The organism is Helicobacter sp. MIT 00-7814, from assembly GCF_003364115.1.
Lineage (GTDB): Bacteria > Campylobacterota > Campylobacteria > Campylobacterales > Helicobacteraceae > Helicobacter_F.
The window spans coordinates 1-18,519 of the sequence record NZ_NXLL01000018.1; the positions used below are offsets into that span (position 1 = coordinate 1).

At 40.8% G+C, this 18,519-nt stretch carries 20 protein-coding genes and 1 tRNA gene; 13 read left to right on the plus strand and 8 right to left on the minus strand.

Annotated elements, in window-relative coordinates; all coding sequences use genetic code 11:
• Positions 1-104 precede the first annotated feature (104 nt).
• The 5 genes from CQA49_RS06380 to CQA49_RS06400 all read right to left on the minus strand — a co-directional run bounded on the left by CQA49_RS06380 (position 105) and on the right by CQA49_RS06400 (position 4,460).
• Positions 105-899, minus strand: coding sequence for a TerB family tellurite resistance protein (locus CQA49_RS06380; protein ID WP_115575136.1), 795 nt, complete (start codon positions 897-899; stop codon positions 105-107).
• A gap of 69 nt (positions 900-968) precedes the next feature.
• Positions 969-2,099: a hypothetical protein gene (locus CQA49_RS06385; RefSeq protein WP_115575137.1), complete on the minus strand. Its 1,131-nt coding sequence runs from the start codon at positions 2,097-2,099 to the stop codon at positions 969-971.
• 2 nt (positions 2,100-2,101) lie between these two features.
• Positions 2,102-2,629 (minus strand): hypothetical protein, encoded by a 528-nt coding sequence (locus CQA49_RS06390; RefSeq protein ID WP_220271728.1) that lies wholly within the window; start codon positions 2,627-2,629, stop codon positions 2,102-2,104.
• Positions 2,626-4,200 (minus strand): phosphotransferase, encoded by a 1,575-nt coding sequence (locus CQA49_RS06395; RefSeq protein WP_115575138.1) that lies wholly within the window; start codon positions 4,198-4,200, stop codon positions 2,626-2,628. The genes CQA49_RS06390 and CQA49_RS06395 overlap by 4 nt, the downstream gene beginning before the upstream one ends.
• A 185-nt stretch (positions 4,201-4,385) precedes the next feature.
• Positions 4,386-4,460: transfer RNA gene (locus tag CQA49_RS06400), tRNA-Asn, on the minus strand.
• Between the two features lie 191 nt (positions 4,461-4,651).
• On the opposite strand from CQA49_RS06400, the gene coaBC reads away from it, so the two are divergent.
• Complete coding sequence (gene coaBC, locus CQA49_RS06405; RefSeq protein ID WP_115575139.1) at positions 4,652-5,914, plus strand: bifunctional phosphopantothenoylcysteine decarboxylase/phosphopantothenate--cysteine ligase CoaBC; 1,263 nt, start codon at positions 4,652-4,654, stop codon at positions 5,912-5,914.
• A 22-nt stretch (positions 5,915-5,936) separates the two neighbouring features.
• Positions 5,937-6,692 carry a hypothetical protein gene (locus CQA49_RS06410; protein WP_147288664.1) on the plus strand — a complete coding sequence of 252 codons (756 nt, stop codon included), beginning with the start codon at positions 5,937-5,939 and terminating at the stop codon, positions 6,690-6,692.
• 24 nt (positions 6,693-6,716) lie between these two features.
• On the opposite strand, the gene mqo is transcribed toward CQA49_RS06410, so the two are convergent.
• The 3 genes from mqo to CQA49_RS06425 form a co-directional block, all read right to left on the minus strand.
• Entirely contained in the window at positions 6,717-8,204 is a 1,488-nt protein-coding gene (mqo, locus tag CQA49_RS06415) for a malate dehydrogenase (quinone) (protein ID WP_115575141.1), read from the minus strand.
• Between the two features lie 89 nt (positions 8,205-8,293).
• Positions 8,294-9,154, minus strand: a complete 861-nt coding sequence (locus CQA49_RS06420) for a DMT family transporter (RefSeq protein ID WP_115575142.1) — start codon at positions 9,152-9,154, stop codon at positions 8,294-8,296.
• A gap of 9 nt (positions 9,155-9,163) precedes the next feature.
• Positions 9,164-10,045, minus strand: coding sequence for a sulfite exporter TauE/SafE family protein (locus tag CQA49_RS06425; protein WP_258864247.1), 882 nt, complete (start codon positions 10,043-10,045; stop codon positions 9,164-9,166).
• Between the two features lie 155 nt (positions 10,046-10,200).
• On the opposite strand from CQA49_RS06425, the gene CQA49_RS06430 reads away from it, so the two are divergent.
• The 11 genes from CQA49_RS06430 (at position 10,201) to CQA49_RS06480 (ending at position 18,515) form a co-directional block, all read left to right on the plus strand.
• Complete coding sequence (locus CQA49_RS06430) at positions 10,201-11,043, plus strand: J domain-containing protein (RefSeq protein ID WP_115575144.1); 843 nt, start codon at positions 10,201-10,203, stop codon at positions 11,041-11,043.
• 35 nt (positions 11,044-11,078) lie between these two features.
• Entirely contained in the window at positions 11,079-11,714 is a 636-nt protein-coding gene (locus tag CQA49_RS06435) for a GyrI-like domain-containing protein (RefSeq protein ID WP_115575145.1), read from the plus strand.
• A gap of 149 nt (positions 11,715-11,863) precedes the next feature.
• Positions 11,864-12,313 (plus strand): TonB-system energizer ExbB, encoded by a 450-nt coding sequence (gene exbB / locus CQA49_RS06440; protein WP_115575146.1) that lies wholly within the window; start codon positions 11,864-11,866, stop codon positions 12,311-12,313.
• A gap of 3 nt (positions 12,314-12,316) precedes the next feature.
• Entirely contained in the window at positions 12,317-12,700 is a 384-nt protein-coding gene (gene exbD, locus CQA49_RS06445; RefSeq protein ID WP_115575147.1) for a TonB system transport protein ExbD, read from the plus strand.
• Positions 12,663-13,346: an energy transducer TonB gene (locus CQA49_RS06450; RefSeq protein ID WP_115575148.1), complete on the plus strand. Its 684-nt coding sequence runs from the start codon at positions 12,663-12,665 to the stop codon at positions 13,344-13,346. Before exbD ends, CQA49_RS06450 begins: the two co-directional genes overlap by 38 nt.
• Positions 13,347-13,389: 43 nt before the next feature.
• On the plus strand, positions 13,390-13,932 hold the full coding sequence (locus CQA49_RS06455) for a hypothetical protein (protein WP_115575149.1): 543 nt from the start codon (positions 13,390-13,392) through the stop codon (positions 13,930-13,932).
• Positions 13,841-14,191 carry a hypothetical protein gene (locus CQA49_RS06460; RefSeq protein WP_115575150.1) on the plus strand — a complete coding sequence of 117 codons (351 nt, stop codon included), beginning with the start codon at positions 13,841-13,843 and terminating at the stop codon, positions 14,189-14,191. The genes CQA49_RS06455 and CQA49_RS06460 overlap by 92 nt, the downstream gene beginning before the upstream one ends.
• Positions 14,192-14,209: 18 nt before the next feature.
• On the plus strand, positions 14,210-15,088 hold the full coding sequence (lgt, locus tag CQA49_RS06465) for a prolipoprotein diacylglyceryl transferase (protein ID WP_115575151.1): 879 nt from the start codon (positions 14,210-14,212) through the stop codon (positions 15,086-15,088).
• Positions 15,089-15,107: 19 nt separating this feature from the next.
• Positions 15,108-15,896, plus strand: a complete 789-nt coding sequence (panB, locus tag CQA49_RS06470; RefSeq protein ID WP_115575179.1) for a 3-methyl-2-oxobutanoate hydroxymethyltransferase — start codon at positions 15,108-15,110, stop codon at positions 15,894-15,896.
• A complete protein-coding gene (gene ruvB, locus CQA49_RS06475; protein WP_181882623.1) occupies positions 15,897-16,907 on the plus strand; it encodes a Holliday junction branch migration DNA helicase RuvB in 1,011 nt (336 codons plus the stop codon).
• 114 nt (positions 16,908-17,021) lie between these two features.
• Positions 17,022-18,515: a peptidylprolyl isomerase gene (locus tag CQA49_RS06480; RefSeq protein WP_115575152.1), complete on the plus strand. Its 1,494-nt coding sequence runs from the start codon at positions 17,022-17,024 to the stop codon at positions 18,513-18,515.
• Positions 18,516-18,519 lie beyond the last annotated feature (4 nt).

Consider the following 18,519-nt stretch of genomic DNA (forward strand, 5'->3'; position numbering starts at 1 on the left):
CTGCACCCCTAACCCCCAACGACGCTAGAAAGTGCGTGCCACACACTGCATTCCTTTAGATTCTCGTGTAGGGGGTAAATCTGCTCTAAACTTTTCATCTACGCTTACGCGGATTGTGTTTGCAGGATTTTGTAAGCCTCCTCAATCTCGCGTAAATCCTTTGCACCGCCATCTAGCAGGGATTTTCCGACATTTTTATTTCCCAAAATATTGCCCTTTTTTGCCTTTGTCAGCTCGACATAGCGCGCGTGCAACTCATCTTGCGTGTAGTCTTGCTTTAGGTTAAAAAGCTCTAGCGCCTTTTCCTTGCTTAGCGCCTCTTTTTGCTCGTGCAAGGTTTCAAACTCATCATAGAGCCTGTTAAAATCCTCATTGCTTAGCTCGAAAAATGCCGCGATATCAATGAGCATGTTTTTTTCCTCTTGCGCGAACTCACCATCTGCATATGCCAGCACGAAAAGGAATTCCACGACTTTCAAGCGCTTTTTATACTCGCCTTTTGTGGCGTTTGTAAAAGATTCACAAAGTATCTCAAGATCCTGAGCGCTGGCATTTTGGTAGATTTCTAGCAAAGATTCTTTTGTGAATTTCGTGCTTTTTGGATCTTTAAGCATTTCATCAATCATATCCTCAATAAGAATCTCCTCTTGCTCGCACACCTTCCCATCGCTTTTGGCAAACACGCCTAAAATCGCGCTAAGCAAGCCATATTCGCTTTCTTTGATTCTATTTTGCAGGCGATTTTGCTCGTCCTCGATAAAATTTACCTGTGGCACATTTTGACTTTTCACCGGCTGCACGAAGCTTTGTTGGTGAAGCGGATTTTTCAAATAATCTTGCAGCGTGATATACAAAAAATACGCCACACCCGCGCCAATAAGCAATAAAATAATTTCCATATCTTTCTCCGTTTTGCTAAGTATGCTTTTTGCTCGGCGCGTATTTTAGCAAAAAATTATATAGGGAAGTTAAATGTTAGAGGGTTTGTGAGATTCATTTTGGTATTTTCTAGTAAAAAATTTATGATTTTTTGTAGCGCAAAATCTTAATACAAAAGCTAAAATGCCAAAACGCGTAAGGTTGCCATTATTTTCTATAAAAGCCAAACCAAGTTTGTAGGGGGCAGATTCTACAAGATCTATAGGGTAGATTGCGTCAATATATTGTGTATTTAGCGGAGTGTGTTTATATGCTTGAAACATGCAAAATAAAAGCTTAAAAAATGAAATATCCTTCCTTTGATAGGCAAGTAAAAGAGAGCCTATGCGGTATGCCAAATGAATTGTACCTTCTTGTTGTAATGGAATTTCTGTAGCGTTTATTGAAAGCTTATTAATTTTCAAACTATAAAATCTTAAAGCTCCATGTGTTGGATAATACACACGCAATTTTTTTGCATATATTGCAATCACATCACTAAAGCCAGAGCGCGTGCAATAAACCATACCTACATTTGCTCCAAGTGCCAAAAGCTCTTTTAGATTTAAATTCAAAAAATGAGCATTATTAAGTATGTAGGTTTTTTTGAAAGTGTTTATGATAACTTCAAAACCATGAGCTCGCAAATCTTCAATATCAGATTGTATAAATGTTTGAGTAAGAGAATCTAGGGTCTGAGATTCTGGAACATAAAGACATAATTTATGTAATGGGGCAATTTTTTCAATCTGTGATTGAAGTTTGGAATCTAGCTTAGGAATATTATTCGGGGTAAGTATTTTGCAATGTGTTGGTAATCCAAAAAAAATTATGTAAGAATACAAAAAATTTTTCTTAAAAACTTCCTTTTGATTTACACACATTGGGTGAGCTGGATATACCTTGCCAAGTGTTGGGGTAATTTTGCAAAAAGAAAAAGTCTTAAGAATATCAGCATTACCTCTAAAGTTATCATTTTCAACCGCAATAAAATCAGTATCATCAAAAAGTTCAAGCACAGGAATATGGCTCTCTTGAATAATAAAAACAATCTTTCCATTAAGTTTATTTTCTAATGCATTTTTAAGAGCGCAAAGAAAATAGGTATCCCCCAAACCACAAGGACTAGCAAAATAGAATCTATCCTTTTGCAACAGCGGCTCTATATCCTCAAATTTCATTTTTAAATTCCTTTATCAATATCTAGCGTGAATCTTATCCCCTCATCACGTTTTGTGCTTATTGCGTATGCAGTTTTCAGCCCACTAGGTTTACAATCATTTATCAAAATCCGCTCGCCCACAGGTAAATTTGGTAAAATATGATTAAATCTAATATTATTTTCTTGCAAAAATTTTGCAAGTGCTGGAATCTGCGAATTTTTTCGTGCTGTGAGTAAAATTACAATATCCTCATTTGGCAGATTCTCAAAAAATTCTTTTACCCCGGGCAACAATTCTTCACCATTTTCCAAAAATCCATTATGTTTTACAAGCGTACCATCAATATCAAAAAGCCAAGTTTTAGGCAGGCTGGATAATCTAAGCACGCCAGAATCCAAAGATTCTATTCCATTGATTGTATCATCTCGCGGGAATAAATCCCGCTTCGCCTCCGCCTCGCTTTGCTCGCGTCCATACTCGGCGTTTTTTGTCTTGTGAGATTGTGAGATTCTTTTTTGTTGATTGGAATCCAAAGATTTCCCACTCATAAAATCCCCTTTAGCTTAATAATCCCATTATAAAACGCCCCGCAAATAGAATCATAATCTTCCCACGCATAAGTGCTAAGCCCAAGCCAAATAAGCGCGTGCAAAAGCGCAATTTTTTCCCTATTTACACGCTCGCCCCTTAAGTGCAGATACTCAAAAAACCACTCCTCGCAATCCTGCCACGCGCTTGATTTAATAGCAAAATCCACTTCATTTTCTTTAATCACAAGGGTAAATTTCTTGCGATTAAATTGGTCATAATCCCCACTTAGCGAGTAATATACCTTGCTATAATCATAATCTGCATCGCCAAAAATCTGACTTTCTCCAAAATAGCCTCTCGGGTCGATTAAAATCGCCCTCATATTAAAGGTATCAAAAAGAATATTTGAAAAAGTACAATCCCCATGTATCACGCAAAATTCACTTGGTGCCAAAGCTAGAATCTTATCAATAATTTTTTGCTTATCAAAAAGAATGTTTTTATAATACTGCCCATTAATTTTGATAAATTCATTTTCTGCAAATGGCACAAGGGAGCGCACTTTTTCTATTCTCTCAAAAGTTTTTGTGATATAGGTTTGCATTACATCTTGCATATTTGCTGGGATTTTTGGGGCGAGATTGTGAAGCTCTAAAAGAGAATCTAGGATTTCTTTTAGAACCTCTTTGCGTTGTGAAGGCAGTAAACAATCATACTCAAAAATATTTTTGCCCTGCACGCGCTTCATTGTAAGTGGCTCAAAACTTAGAATCTGCGGGATTTTCTCAAAACCTTTTGCTTGTGCGAATTTATACCATGCAATCTCTTTTTGCGCTATTTGCGCTCCTTGCGCGCTTAGAGGCGTTTTGATAACTTCATTACCTCTAAATTCTATGTGATTAAATGGGCGGCAAATTGGCGTTGGATTATTATCACTATAGCTAAGAAGTGTGCCAATTTCTTTGCAATTTATAAGTGGTAAGGGAGTAAAAGGGATTTTTTGAATCTGACACCAGCGCACAAATGCGCCAGATTCTGCAATATTTTCTAGCTCAATTTTATTTTTAAAGATAAAAAGCCCAGCTATGCCATTTTGCATGCTTGGCTCTTTTTTGCACTCACCATTTACATAGCTCCAGCGACACTCAAAGCTTTGGGAGATTCCAATATAATTTTGCGTTAATGGTGGAATCTCAAAATCACTTGCTAAAATCAAATCACACCAAATAATCATAAAAGGCTCATTATCGCCAAAAGGCGCAATTGCCTCTTTTATCCCAGAGATTGTCCCCTCATTTTGCGCGTGGATTATGGAGTAATTATATTGCACAGCAAAGATTGCAAGATATTTCGTAAGCACTTCTATTTTGTAATCAGCGATGATTGTAAAATGCGCGTGCGGGAAGCGCGCAAAAAGATGAAAAATAATTGGTAGATTTTCAAATGGCACAAGGCATTTTGGCTTATTTCTAGTAAGTCCCTCTAGCCTCGTGCCTTTGCCACCAGCTTGGATGATGATGTGTTGCAGGGCGTTTTGCTGTGGGGCGTTTTGTTGTGAAATATTTTGCTCTAAATTTTGTGGGTGCATTGAAAATCTCGCTTTATAAAATTAAAGGCTCAATTATAGCCCCCCCCCTTAAGGCAAAATTAAAAAATGGCGATGACGGGGTGGATTCTGAAATTTTGTATGAAAATTTGGGGAAGCGGGATTTCAATATGGGGTTTTAAACAGGGATTTTTGGATTTTGATTTTAAAATGAAGAAGTGTGAAAGTGGCTCCGGATGCAGGATTCGAACCTGCGACCAAGCGGTTAACAGCCGCCTACTCTACCGCTGAGCTAATCCGGAATCTAGCCCAAAAGGCTTTCATGGGTAGTGATAAAAAGCGCGCATTATAAGCTAAAATCTCTCAAAAGTCAAGATATTACAATCTATTAAGAAACTATTTTGTGCCCCAAAATTAGTGCTAGTCTTTGCTTGAAAAGTCCTAGCGTTTTTGATACAATCCAAAATTTCTCATAAATTTATAAAGGTTTTTTATGCAATCTTATTCTTTTTTGCAGCCTTTTTTTGCTAATAAGCGTATTTTAATCGTGGTGAGCGCATCTGTGGCGTTATATAAGATTCTAGAGCTTTTAAGCACGCTTAATAAGCTAGGCGCGCAAACGCGCGTGGTGATGAGTGAGAAAAGCGCTGAGCTAATAAATCCGCTTCTTTTTGAAGTGATGAGCAAAAATAGTGTGCTTAGTGAATCCTCGCAGAGCTGGCAAAGTGCGGATTCTCCAAATCACATAAGCTATGCTAAATGGGCGCAGGTGGTGCTTGTCGCGCCTGCGAGTGCAAATACCATCGCAAAGTTTGCCTGCGGGATTGCGGATAATATCGCGCTTTGCACGCTTTTGGCATCACCCGCGCCAAAGATTTTCGCGCCTGCGATGAATACGATTATGCTTTTAGCCCCCCAAACGCAGGCAAATCTTGCGACGCTTAAAACGCAAGGCGTGCGCGTGGTGGAATCTAAAGAGGGATTGCTTGCGTGCGGTGATAGAGGACAGGGCGCGCTGGCAGATTTGCAGGAGATTCTCTATGCGCTTTTAAGTGTATTTTTGCAAAGTGATTATAAGGAATTGGCGGAATTTTGGGGCGGAGAAGGTGAGAGAAAAGAGGTAATTATCACCAGTGGCGGGAGCAAAGAGCCACTTGATAGTGTGAGAATCTTAAGTAATCTTTCAAGCGGGAAACAGGCGCATTTTTTGGCACTTGCATTATTTGTGCTTGGGGCAAAAGTGCGCGTTGTGGGGTCAAATTTTTTGCCATTTTTGCCAAAGGGCGTGGAGCGCATAGAGGCGCAAACGACACAGGAATACAAAGAAGCGATACTACAGGCGCGCAAAATTTGCAAACAAAAGCCCTATTTGTTTATGGCGGCAGCATTAGCGGATTTTAAGCCAAAGCAAGTGAGCGCAAAAAAGCTCAAAAAAGACGCATTGCCTGAAGTTTTTAGCCTTGAGTTGGAAAAAAATATCGATGTTTTGCAATCTTTAAGCGCGCAGGATTTTATAAAAATTGGCTTTAAAGCAGAGAGCGAGGAGGTGAGCGCGCTTGAATGCGCGAAAAAAATGCTTGTGAAAAAATCCCTGCAAGCGGTGTGTTTGAATGTTTTGGATTCTCACAATGCCTTTGGAAGTGAAAATAATAAAATGACGCTTTTAAGCGCGCGCGATATGAAGCAAACGCCTTTGCTTAGCAAGTTTGCGCTAAGTTTTGAAATCGTGCAATTTGCAAAAAAGCTTGCTTTGTAAATCTCATTTTATAAATCATAACATGATTGAAAAAGTCTCTCAAATAAGCAAGGCTTTGAGCGCGCTATCAAAGGGCGATGTGAGCTTTAATGCGCGTTTGCCCATTATTTTAAAAGTGCTAGGGAAGCTTGAGGGTGCAAAATATCTCTTGCAAATTGGCACGAAAACGCTTCAAACAACCAGCCACAAGCCCCTAGAAATCGGGCAAAAATATTGGGGGCAAATGAGTAGCAACTCGCTTGGCGGGATAGTTTTAAGCAATCTCGCGCCATATCCAAAGATTTTAGATTTTGCGCAAAAAAGCCCGCTTAATTTAGAATCCGCGCAGTTGCAAGAGCTTTTAAGTCAGCATAGCGAGAATTTATTGGAGGATTTTAGCGCGCTTCTTTTGCAGAAAATGCCCCTCGCACAAAGCAAACAGGAGCTTGAATATTTAGGATTTTTGCTTTTAGGTTTGCGACAAAAAGTCATTAGCCTAAGTTTTGAGGATAAGGGCAAAAAGCAGTGTTTGTTGCAGTTAAAGTTGGAGCCAAAAAAGCTTTTATTTTCCGCGGTTATGCCTAGTCTCGGGCTGATTGAAGGCGCTGTGTGGGTGGTGGATTCCCAAAAATATTTAGAGATTAAGGCGAATTTTAAAAGCACGTTAGAGCTTTTGGAGCAAAACCTTAGCGCGCTCAATACTGAAGGTGCGTTTGAATCTGTGAGTTTCAAGCATGATTTAGCGCTTAAGCCATTTTTTGAAATGCCAGAAGAGCATATTTTGAATGTGAAAGGATAGGCGCAAAGTTTGAGCCAAAAGCCTTTAAATCCCTTCAAATGGAAGCTTGAGAATCTTAGCGGTTTTTGAGCGCAAGGAATTAAAGCTTGCGATATTTTCCTCCAGCGTGTGATGGTAGGAAGGCAGTATTTGCTGAATCTTCTCGCGCCATTTTGGCGAGCTCATTTCTTTTTTGAAGCAGCGCTCTAGCACTTCCAAAATAATATCTACCGAAGTTGAAGCCCCCGGCGATGCGCCAAGCATTGCCGCAAGCGAGCCATTTTGCGCCACGACTACTTCTGTGCCAAATTGCAAACTTCCGCGCCCTTGCGTGTTTTTCTTAATAATTTGCACGCGTTGCCCGGCGTTTTTAATCTCCCAATCTTTAGAATCCGCTGTTGGCATAAATGCGCGCAGTCGGCGCACACGCCCATTTTTATCTAAAAATACCTGTTTGATGAGATAAATTGTCAGCGGGATATTATCAATCCCAGCTTGAAGCATTGTCAAAAGATTGCTCGGACGCACGGAAAGCGGGAAATCAAGCAAACTTCCATATTTCAAAAAGCGCGTATTAAAGCTCGCAAATGGTCCAAACATAAGCTCGCGCTTCCCATCAATCACGCGCGTATCCAAATGTGGCACAGACATAGGTGGATCGCCCACAGATGCCTTGCCATAGACTTTTGCGCTATGTTTAGCGATAATCTCTTCATTTTTGCACGCCAGCCACAAGCCATTAATCGGGAATCCCGCATATCCGCGCGCCTCTCTTATCCCGCTTTTTTGCACGAGCTGAAATGCCCCGCCACCAGCGCCTAAAAATACAAAGCCAGCCTGAATTGTTTTTGTGATATTTTGGGTTTTGTCCTCGATTTTTAGCTCCCAGCCTTTGTCGTTTTGCTTTAGATCTGTTATTCTGTGTTTCAAATGTACGCTCACGCCGCGCGCTTTGAGATTTTCTGTCAATTGTCTTGTGATTGCGCCAAAATCCACATCGCTTCCACCATCAATAAAAGTCGCTGCAAGTTTTTCTTTCTTGCTACGCCCTTCTATAAGCAGTGGTGCAAATTCGGCGATTTTTTCCCTCTCTTGTGTGAAAATCATATTTTTAAAAAATGGCGAGGTTTTGAGCGCATCAAAACGCGCTTTGAGAAACTCGACATTTGCGCCTGTCACAAAGCTAATATGTGGCAGTGGATGGATAAAGCTTGAAGGCTCGCCCAAAATCCCTTGCTCCACGCAATACGCCCAAAACTCCTTGCTAAGCTCAAAGCGCTGATTTATCGTAAGTGCTTTTGAAATATCAATACTTCCATCTTTGCGGCGTGGTGTGTAGTTTAGCTCACAAAGTGCTTGATGCCCTGTGCCTGCGTTATTCCACGCCATCGAGCTTTCAAGCGCGACATCGCTAAGAGTCTCATAAATATGTATCTCAAATGTAGAATCCAGCTCTTTTAGCATTAAACCTAGCGTTAAGCTCATAATGCCCCCGCCGACAAGAACTATTTGGGCTTGATTGTGTGGATTCATCTTTGCGCCTTAAGTTTGAAGTTCAAAACAAATAGCTTATCTTTGCGCTATTGTGTTAATAAAGATTAAATTTCTTGCAAACTTCTGCATTATCTTTGCGCTAAAAATACGCCAAAAAGAATGATAAAAATCCCTAGAATCTCCATAGCGCTAATGTATTCGCCCAAAATCACATAGCCCATAAGTGCCGCAATCACGGGCGAAAAGAGCAGTAAAAGCGAAGAGAGTTGCGCAGAGATTTTCCCCATAATGTAGCCAAAAAAGCCCTGTCCCAAAACCTGCCCAAAAAGTGCAATGAGCGCAACTATAAGCCATTGCTTAGAATCACTAGGCAAAGAAAATCCCTCAATCACGCTTCCAGCAATAAGCAAAAATCCCCCAGCTCCAAGCCCTGAGAAAAACATAATCTGCAATGTTTCGTATTTGCGCCGAAGGTTATAAATAAGCGCTAAGAATCCGCTATAAGACACCATGCTTAAAAACGCGAGCATATCGCCAAAGGGATTTGCCACGCTAAGTGCGTTTTTGCCATTGATAAGCACAAAAACGCCAATTATAGCAATGAGCGCGCCTAGCACAAAAAAGAGGCGCAGTTTTTCACCAAAAAATATCAAACCTATGGGCACGAGTACAAAGCATGCAAGCGAGCTTATGAGATTGACATTTGCTACGCTTGTATTGCGCAAGGCGAGGTTAAAGAACAATAAATCCAAGCCAAAAAATACGCCGGAAAGGATCATAAAAAGCAAATCCCTTTTTTGCGGGAGGCAAAAGCCTTTTTTACTAATGCTAAAAAGCGCAAAAATCGGCAAGGCAAGGAAGATTCTATAAAATCCAAGCATGATGGGCGAGACTTCAGAGATTTTTACCAAAATGCTTGCATAGATGAGAAAAGATTCTGCAATTAAAGTCAGCGCGATAAAGCCAAAATGCGGTTTTTTGCTACTCATAAAAATGTCTTAGGCAAAAAATTTGTAAATGCTTGCCACAAGGCTAAAGGCATAAATCACAATAAGCGCGTAGCGGTGGTTTGCAAGGCTCACCATATCAATGATTTTGGTGCCAAGCGCCACGCCAACCATCGCGCTAAGCCCGACAATAAGCCCGCTATGCGTATCGATAAGATTATGCGAATAGAGCGAAATCGAGCCAGAAATCGAAGCAAAAATAATAAAAAACAGCGCAATCGGCACGACTTTTTTAGAATCTAGCCCCAAAAAATACGCCAAAAGCGGACCAATTAAAAGCCCCCCGCCAATGCCAAGACTAATGGCAAAAATCCCTGTCAATGCCCCAACGCCAATCATCACAAGCTTTTGCAAAGTAGGATCTGTGATGGGGGGATTTGGGTTTGCAAAGGTTTTGGTATTGAAAACATATTTTTTAAAACTAAAAAGCGTAAGGATAATAAACGCGCCAAGCAAGAGCTTTGAGGGCAAATTTGCAACGATAAATCCGCTAAAACTCGCCCCAATTAGCCCGCCAATGCCTACAAAAATGCCAACTTGTACTTCAAGCTTTTTGCGCACGATATTTAGCAAACTGCCAAAAACAGAGGAAAACGCCATCTGCATAATCGAAATCCCAATCGCGCCCTCCATACTCATACCTAAAAACAGCAGACAAGGCACAAGTATCACACCCCCGCCAATGCCAAAAAACCCCGCTGCTATCCCGCTAATAAAGCCAAGCACGCCAAAAATAATCTCTTGATTTTGCAGTAATTCTGGCATATTTTTCTCCGTAGTTTGAATCTTTAAAAGTATCATTGTAAAATGTAGGCAAAAGTCTAGCACAAACTTACCCACAAACTTATCTTGTGCTGTGTAAATTTTTAACAATTTACAAAAGCTAATGTGGGGGTAATTTGCGGAATGCGGAACTATGTTTGCTTACTAAAAAGGCAAAAGGGGCTTGAAAACAAGAATCTAAAAAGGTAGAATATGTGCGCAAAGACCAAAGCAGGGCATTCCTGTAAGTTGATACGAGGGATTTTATGAATGTATCAGTGAATCAGAAATATTTGCAGATTATGGTAGAAGATGATAATGCGTTTTTGCATAAGGCGATCGCGTATGCAGAAAAATATTTTTCCAAAAGCTATCGATTGTCGCGCACCGTGCTTATTTTGGACGATGGAGAGCGCTTTAAGAAGGATTATTTGATTAATTGGGCGTATCATGTGTGCTTGCAAGAGGATTCTAAATGCGCGGATTCTAAATCTGAAGATTCTAAATCCCAAGAATCTGGCGAAATGCCGGATTTAGAGTATTTGCTTGATTTTACTTATCTGCCAATACGCATTAAAATTGTTGGGAAAAATTCCCTCGTTGAACGTGTGAAAATCGCGCTAAGGATTCTCAATGGCAAGCGCGTTATGCTCAAAATGAGCAAGGTAAATGCCACCGCAAGGCGCTATATTGCGAATTTGTTTGAGGAATATTATTTGGGTTGCGATAGAGATGAGGTGTATTTGGATTCTACAAAGCCCTATTTTTGGGAGAGCATTATTAATCTTGTGAGCTTTAAAGTCGTGCATAATGTGATTTTGGACTTTGATTATGAAAGCTTTCATAATCGTGGCGGGCTAGGGGGCTTTGGAGAGAGCTTTTTGACAGCGCATGAGCGGGAATTACGCCAAAGTTATATGATTTTAGAATCTAGCCCAAATGATGATTTTGATACGATTAAAAAGCGCTATTTGCGCCTAGCAAAGGAATATCACCCAGATAATGTTTTTGGACAAGATTCCCAAGTTGTGGAATCTTATAATGAGCGCTTTAGAAGTATCCAAGAAGCGTATGAGAAAATCCGCACTGCCTTGCGTATCGCATCGTGATTTGAGTTCTCAAAGTAGCGTAGGATTCTAAAAAAATGGCTTTTGACTACAAGAAGGCATATAGGGAACTTTATCTACCAAAAAGTGAGCCTAGTATCATAGAAATCCCGCCAATGAATTTCATCGCGCTAAGAGGGAAGGGCGATCCAAACGAAGAAAATGGCGCATATAAAAACGCGATAGCCTTGCTGTATGGAGTTATTTATACAATAAAGATGAGCTACAAGGGCGCGCATAAAATTGAGGGCTTTTTTGAATTTGTAGTGTCGCCACTTGAGGGCTTTTGGTGGCAGGAAAATACAGATGGGTTTGATTATAATAGAAAAAAAGATATGCATTTTATAGCGATTATCCGACTTCCGGATTTTGTGACAAAGAAAGACTTTGAATGGGCGATTGAGGAAGCGACAAAAAAGAAAAAGCAAGATTTTTCAAAGGTTGAATTTCTTACCTACAATGAGGGAATTTGCGTCCAATGCATGCATATAGGCTCTTATGATAATGAGCCTGCAACGATTGAAAAAATGCATAAATTTGCAGAATCTAAGGGATACAAAATAGACATTGCCAATACAAGATACCACCATGAAATCTACCTAAGCGATCCAAGAAAGTGCGATAAAGCCAAGCTAAAAACCATCATAAGGCATCCTATTAAAAAGAAAAAGTAAGCGATAAGTTTCGATTGCTTGTAATTTTAACCTTAAAAACACTCACAAACGCCCGCTATTCTCATTTTTCATAGCTAAATGGTATCAAGTTATTTTAAGAATTATTACTATAAGATTGCGCCACTTTATATTCGGGTTGGAGCAAGCAAATGGAATTTTTAAAACACAATATCGATCATGCTATTTTCTTTATCTTAGGTTTTATGAGCTTTTTGGTGCTGTGGTTTAGCATTGAGCGCGTGATTTTTTATGCGCGCTTAAATATCAAGGATTATGGTACGAAAGAAGAGCTTGAGGAAGCAGTGAGTAAGAATCTCACCACGCTTTATATTATCTATTCAAACGCGCCATATATCGGGCTTCTTGGCACGGTTGTGGGGATTATGATCACCTTTTATGATATGGGTGTGAGTGGCGGACTTGATGCAAAAAGCATTATGGTTGGCTTGTCTCTCGCGCTCAAAGCTACCGCGCTTGGGCTTTTGGTGGCGATTCCCACGCTTATTTTATATAACATTTTTTTGCGCAAAGCAGAAGTGTATATCAACCGCTATCAAGCCTTGCTAAGTGCGCGCAAAAATGGGAATCCTGCGGAGTGAAAAATGCGACTGCCAAAAAAAGACGGACTTAATGTTATCCCGCTCATCGATGTGATGTTAGTGCTTTTAGCCATTGTGCTAAGTGTTTCTACTTTCATCGTGCAGGGGCAAATCAAAGTCGATCTTCCTAGCTCACAAAGTCAATCTGTGCCTACAGATTCTCCAACGAAATTGCTTGCAATCAACGAGCAGTGCGAGATTTTCTTTGAAAACGAGTTGGTAAATATGGAAGTTTTGCGCGAAAAAATCTTTGCGCTCGATCCAAAAACAATGCTAAAACTTGAAGTTGATAAAAATGCGCGCTTTGATGTGTTCGTGCAGGTTGCGGATATTTTGAAGGAAAAAGGACATGAAAATGTCAGTATTGCAACAACCAAAAAACAATAGCTTTTTCACGCCTATGAAAATAGGCTTCATCATCTCATTTGCTATACACGCGGCGTTTTTGTGCTTGCTTATAGAGAGATTCCATAAGATTGAGATTAGCGAAGATGGCGTAAGTGCGATAACACTTTCCCTTGCGACGATTCAAAACCCTTCTCCTAATGAATCTGAGCCAAAGCCAACGCCCAAAAAGCCAGTTAAAAAACCGCACAAAAAGCCAAAGCCAAAACCTATTGAGCGCGTGCCAAATCCAATCCCTGAAGAGCTAGAAGAATCCCAACCTGAAGAATCCGTGCTCGCTGCGCAGGCAAATCAGCAAAATGAAGGCGATGTGATTGAGACGCTAAGCCAAAAAGATGGCGAGCATAATGAGCTTTACCAGCAGATTCAATCTGCAATCCAAAAAAAGCAGCGCTATCCGCGTATGATGCAAAAGCGCAGGATTGAGGAAAATGAAGTGCTCGTAGAATTTGTGATTTACACCGATGGGCGCGTGACAAATATTCGCGTTATCCAGCCTTCTAAGTTTGAGGACTTCAATCGTGCGTCTGTGCGCGCTGTAGAGGAAGCATCAAAGCATTTCCCGCGTGTGGAAAAAAATCTGCGCTTAGAAATACCGCTTGCTTACAATCTCCGCACTGATACATAGCGCCAGCTTTGCACGCGTGGTGGTTTGGTAGGATTTTATTTATATGCGCTATTTGAATGTAAGCGCAGATATGGAATCTTTAGAGATTTTGCAAAAAAGCATTGATAAAAAATCAAGTCAATTTTGGCTTTGCATTTTTGAGCTTTTTAGCAATGTTATCGAGCATAATTTTTATGGTTTAAAGCTTCCAGCCTGCGCCCCGCGCAAATACAAGCGCTTAAAAATACAATTTCACAAAAATAAGATTCTCTGTAAATTAGAAAAATCCACACTCACACTTTGCTTTAATCCAAAAATCCCGCCCAGCAAAGCATTTTTGCGCTTATTTTGTAATCCAAATTTACACCAAAAAGCCAAAAGGCGCCAAAAACAAAAACTGCGCCAAAGTGGCAGAGGAATGGTGCTCATTTTTACATACTCTCAACCAAAACTTGCTACAATGCGCCACAACAAACTTTCTCTAACGATAAAAGCCAAAGCACAGGATACGCAAAATGGAAATTTCAAAAGTAACCCTGCAAGATGGAAGCGATGCGCTCAAGGTGGTGGGGAAAATCAAAACCTACAAGGTTTTTTTAGAGTTTAAGCAAGAAATCGAATTTTACCTTGAGGCTTACCAAAACAAGGAAAAAGAGGGCAAATACAGCTTTAATGGCGAGACTTTTAGAATCTACTTTGTGCGCGCCTATCCGCTTAATTCCTACACGCTTGGCTTTTTGTGCAAACTTTTGATTGAAGATAAGATACGCGTGGAGGTTATCGTTGATACGTTGCGTATGTTTGCGTTTTTTGAAGAGGTGGATTTGGTGAATCTTTTTGAAGTGAAAATCCGCGAAGAGGACTAAAATTAAGGACCAAAGAAAATGACGCTTAATGCTTGGAATCTTTTTTACACAAATTATGATCCGATCGCTTTTAGCCTTTTTGGCTTAAAGGTGCATTGGTATGGGCTTTGCTATGTCTTTGCGCTTATTTTTGCGCTTTTTATCGCGCAGTTTTTTTTGAAAAAATATCCGCAAAATTTTGGTATAGATTCTAAGGATTTGGATTCTTATTTTATTTGGGCGGAAGTTGGCGTGATTTTGGGCGCGCGCATCGGCTATTTGGCGATTTACAGCGATGGGGCGCATTATCTTTTGCACCCATGGGATATTTTTAATCCCTTTGATTCTCGAGGCAATTTTATCGGAATCGCGGGCTTTAGCTACCATGGCGGTGTGGTTGGATTCTTAATTGCTACAATTGCTTTTTGCAAGCTAAAAAAACTTCCGCTTTTTTCTTATCTCGACTTAGCGACAATCTCTATTCCCCTAGCTTACACCTTTGGTAGAATTGGGAATTTTTTAAATCAAGAGCTTTATGGGCGCGTGATTGAGCCAGATTCTGTTTTTAGCTTTTTAGGAATCTTAGTGGGAGAAAAATTGTGCTATCCCAGCCAGCTTTTTGAAGCGTTTTTTGAAGGCATTGTGCTTTTTGGCGTGATGCTTTTTGCGCTAAGATTCTGCAAAAAAAGCGGAGAGCTCGCATGCGTGTATGGCATGGGATACAGCGTTGCGCGCTTTTTTTGTGAATACACAAGGGAGGCGGATTTGCAGATGGGATATTACGCGCTTGGGCTTTCTATGGGGCAAATCTTAAGCATTGTAATGTTTGTGGGTTGTATGCTATTATTTCTTTTTCGTAAAGATTCTCAAAAAATTGCTACAAATCAGAACAAAAAAGCCAAAAAGCACAAAAAATAATATTTTTGAAGGAATAAAAATGCAAAAAATCACCCTACAAACCTTGCAAGCAAAAAAATCTAAAGAAAAAATCGTCGCAATCACCGCGTATGACGCGCTTATGGCGAGTATTTTTGATGAATTTGCAGAAATTATTTTGGTTGGAGATTCTCTTAATATGAGCTTTAATGCCAAAAATGATACGCTGGGGCTAAGCGTAGAGCAGATGATTTACCATACACGCGCAGTTTGTGCGGGGGTGAAGAGGGCGTTTGTGCTAGCGGATATGCCTTTTGGTAGTTATCAAGATACCAAAAGTGCGCTTAAAAATGCGCTTAAATTTTACGCGCAAACGCCTTGTGATGCGCTCAAACTTGAAGTCAATGAGGATAAAATCCCACTTATTGAATCTCTTTGTAAAGAAGGCTTTGCGATTATGGCGCATATTGGCTTGCAGCCGCAATTTATGAGAGGTGAAGGCGGCTATAAAGTCAAAGGAAAAGAGGAGAGCGAAAAAGCGCGCTTATTGCAGCTTGCAAAAGATTTGGAATCTGTTGGGGCGTTTGGGCTTTTATTGGAAGGTGTGAAAAGTGACTTAGGCGCGCAAATCACGCAAGCAGTGAAGATTCCAACCATTGGCATAGGTGCAGGCGCGCAATGCGACGGGCAGATTCTAGTGTGGAGCGATGCTTTTGGGTTTTTTGATGCATTTAAGCCAAAATTTGTGCGCACCTACGCAAATGGCAAGGCGTTTTTGCAAGAGGCGATGAAGCACTATGCACAGGATATTAAAACCGGCGTATTTCCGAGCGAAAAGGAAAGCTACTAAATGGAAAAAATCAGCATTGAGCGCATAGTAGAGCCTGTGAATTTAGAATCTAGAGATTTAGAATCTTCCCTGCGTCCGAGCGTGTGGGAGGAATACATTGGGCAAGAATCGATAAAGAAAAATCTTAAGGTTTTTATTGAAGCTGCAAAACTGCGCAATGAATGTTTGGACCATATTCTTTTTTTTGGACCGCCCGGGCTTGGGAAGACGACACTAAGCCATATTATCGCACATGAAATGGGCGCAAATATCAAAGTGAGCGCCGCGCCCATGATTGAAAAAAGTGGCGATTTAGCCGCGATTTTGACAAATTTAAATGATGGCGACATTCTTTTTATTGATGAAATCCACCGCCTAAGTCCGCCGATTGAGGAGATTCTCTATCCGGCGATGGAGGATTTTCGCCTTGATATTATTATCGGCTCTGGTCCAGCGGCTCAAACGCTAAAAATTGACTTACCGCGCTTTAGTTTGATTGGCGCAACCACGCGCGCGGGCATGCTTTCAAATCCATTGCGCGATAGATTTGGAATGAATTTTAGACTGCAATTTTACAGCCCGCAGGAGTTGCAAAGTATTATTTTGCTCGCAGCGCGGAAGCTGGAGAAAGACATAGAGGAGCTAAGCGCACTAGAAATTGCTAAACGCTCGCGTGGCACGCCACGAATTGCGCTAAGGCTTTTAAAAAGGGTGCGTGATTTTGCAGAAGTGGCAAAAGAATCTACCATCACGCTAGAGCGCACAAAATACGCGCTTAATGAGCTTGGTGTGAATGATTTGGGCTTTGATTTGCTTGATTTGCGCTATTTGGAGATTTTGGCACAGAGTAAAAATCGCCCTATTGGGCTTAATGCCATAGCTGCGGCAATGAGCGAAGATGAGGGGACGATTGAAGATGTGATTGAGCCTTATTTGCTGGCTAATGGCTATTTGGAGCGCACCGCGCGCGGGAGAATTGCGACAAATAAGACTTATGAACTTCTTAGATTCCCAAATGTTGGGCTTTTTTAGGAAAATAAATTTTGCAAATTAGGGGCAAAAATACGCGCAAAAATTTAAAAAATAATCCAACTTTAAAGCGTAATAAGGTAAAATCGTGGCTTTATGTTTGAAAAAGGGTAATAAATGCTAGAGTGGATGCAAAGACATAGAAAATGGCTTGTGATTACAATTTGGATAAGCGTGATTGCGTTTGTGGGCGCTGGTGGCGTAGGCTGGGGCACTGGGGCGTTTGATTTTAATGCGGATAAAGCAGCGCAAGTTGGCGATGTGAAAATAAGCTTAAGAGAATATAAAACAGCGTATCAAAATGTCTATAACGAGCAGGCGCAGAACTTTGGCGGGAACTTTGATGAAGCGCAAGCAAAGGCTATGGGACTGCAAGCACAAGTCCTAAGAATGCTCATCGCGCGCGCACAGGTGGAATCTTTTGCAAAGGATTTGGGCGTGCGTGTGAGCGATGAAGAGGTATTAAATGAACTTTTGCAAATAGAGGCTTTTCAAGCAAATGGCGCATTTGATAAAAGCGTGTATGAGCGCGCGCTAGCAAATGTAGGAATGCGTAAAGATGAGTTTGAAGAGAATTTGCGAAAAGATTTGTTGATGAGAAAATTTTACGAGCAACTTTTTTTAGGAGTCTCTAAACCAAGCGTGGTGGAAAACTTAAGCCTTAGCGTGCCTTTTGGAATCAATGATGAGCTTGAAGTCAAAGTGCTAAAGCCAAAAGAAGTGAGCGTGAGTGAAGAGGAGATAAAAACCTACTGGGAGCAAAACCAAACAAAGTGGGTGTCTAAGCAAACTTACAAAATTATGCCTGTGTGGTTTTTGGCAGATTCTCAAAATGTGAGTGAAGATGAGGTGCTTACGCAATATGAGCGTACAAAAGATTTATACAAAGATGAAAAAGGCAATGTTAGCGAGTTGGCAAAAGTGCGTGCGCAGGTGGAGTTTGAGCTTAAAAAAGACAAGGCACTGCTGGAGGCAAAAAGGAATTTTTCAGCTTTCCGCGATGGGAAAATGCAAGGTGAGATTATAGAATTTGAGGAAGGCGCAAATGCCGGGAATCTGGATTTATCTAAAGAGGAACTAGCGAGTATAAGCGCGCTAGAGGTGGATTCAATCCTAATGCCAATCGAGCAACAAAATGGCTATGTGCTAATAAAGCTTGTGGAAAAAATCCCGCCAAAACCGCTAGAATACGCGCTTGCTAAAGAATCTGCAAAGCAAGCATTGATACGCCAAAAGCAAATCCAAGAGCTAGATTCTCAATCCAAAGCGCAGTTAGCGGATTTTAAGGGTGTGAATATCGGCTATTTTGCGCCGCTTACTCTTTCGCCAGTATTTGTCGCTGGAAAGGGCTCTTTCGCCCAAAGTGCTGGGCTTAATTTCTCTGATGTGTACACGATTCTCACTCAAGCGCTAAAGGGAGATTCTAAGAGTGGTGTTGTTTTGAATGACACGCAGGCGATTTTGTATAAAATCACAAACCAAAGGCTTTTCCAAAGTGAAGTAAATACACAGCAAGAAGCCACAGCATTAAAGCAAAATGCCTATATGAGCGTGCTTGAAGAGTATCTGAATGCGCATTACAAGCCACAAATTTTTATAAAACTAGATTAGGAGA

Excerpts from the sequence above, each read along its gene's own strand:
- CQA49_RS06380 (WP_115575136.1), bottom strand. The coding sequence starts at position 899 with ATGGAAATTATTTTATTGCTTATTGGCGCGGGTGTGGCGTATTTTTTG.
- CQA49_RS06385 (WP_115575137.1), bottom strand. The coding sequence starts at position 2,099 with ATGAAATTTGAGGATATAGAGCCGCTGTTGCAAAAGGATAGATTCTAT.
- CQA49_RS06390 (WP_220271728.1), bottom strand. The coding sequence starts at position 2,629 with ATGAGTGGGAAATCTTTGGATTCCAATCAACAAAAAAGAATCTCACAA.
- CQA49_RS06395 (WP_115575138.1), bottom strand. The coding sequence starts at position 4,200 with ATGCACCCACAAAATTTAGAGCAAAATATTTCACAACAAAACGCCCCA.
- coaBC (WP_115575139.1), top strand. The coding sequence starts at position 4,652 with ATGCAATCTTATTCTTTTTTGCAGCCTTTTTTTGCTAATAAGCGTATT.
- CQA49_RS06410 (WP_147288664.1), top strand. The coding sequence starts at position 5,937 with ATGATTGAAAAAGTCTCTCAAATAAGCAAGGCTTTGAGCGCGCTATCA.
- mqo (WP_115575141.1), bottom strand. The coding sequence starts at position 8,204 with ATGAATCCACACAATCAAGCCCAAATAGTTCTTGTCGGCGGGGGCATT.
- CQA49_RS06420 (WP_115575142.1), bottom strand. The coding sequence starts at position 9,154 with ATGAGTAGCAAAAAACCGCATTTTGGCTTTATCGCGCTGACTTTAATT.
- CQA49_RS06430 (WP_115575144.1), top strand. The coding sequence starts at position 10,201 with ATGAATGTATCAGTGAATCAGAAATATTTGCAGATTATGGTAGAAGAT.
- CQA49_RS06435 (WP_115575145.1), top strand. The coding sequence starts at position 11,079 with ATGGCTTTTGACTACAAGAAGGCATATAGGGAACTTTATCTACCAAAA.
- exbB (WP_115575146.1), top strand. The coding sequence starts at position 11,864 with ATGGAATTTTTAAAACACAATATCGATCATGCTATTTTCTTTATCTTA.
- exbD (WP_115575147.1), top strand. The coding sequence starts at position 12,317 with ATGCGACTGCCAAAAAAAGACGGACTTAATGTTATCCCGCTCATCGAT.
- CQA49_RS06450 (WP_115575148.1), top strand. The coding sequence starts at position 12,663 with ATGAAAATGTCAGTATTGCAACAACCAAAAAACAATAGCTTTTTCACG.
- CQA49_RS06455 (WP_115575149.1), top strand. The coding sequence starts at position 13,390 with ATGCGCTATTTGAATGTAAGCGCAGATATGGAATCTTTAGAGATTTTG.
- CQA49_RS06460 (WP_115575150.1), top strand. The coding sequence starts at position 13,841 with ATGGAAATTTCAAAAGTAACCCTGCAAGATGGAAGCGATGCGCTCAAG.
- lgt (WP_115575151.1), top strand. The coding sequence starts at position 14,210 with ATGACGCTTAATGCTTGGAATCTTTTTTACACAAATTATGATCCGATC.
- panB (WP_115575179.1), top strand. The coding sequence starts at position 15,108 with ATGCAAAAAATCACCCTACAAACCTTGCAAGCAAAAAAATCTAAAGAA.
- ruvB (WP_181882623.1), top strand. The coding sequence starts at position 15,897 with ATGGAAAAAATCAGCATTGAGCGCATAGTAGAGCCTGTGAATTTAGAA.
- CQA49_RS06480 (WP_115575152.1), top strand. The coding sequence starts at position 17,022 with ATGCTAGAGTGGATGCAAAGACATAGAAAATGGCTTGTGATTACAATT.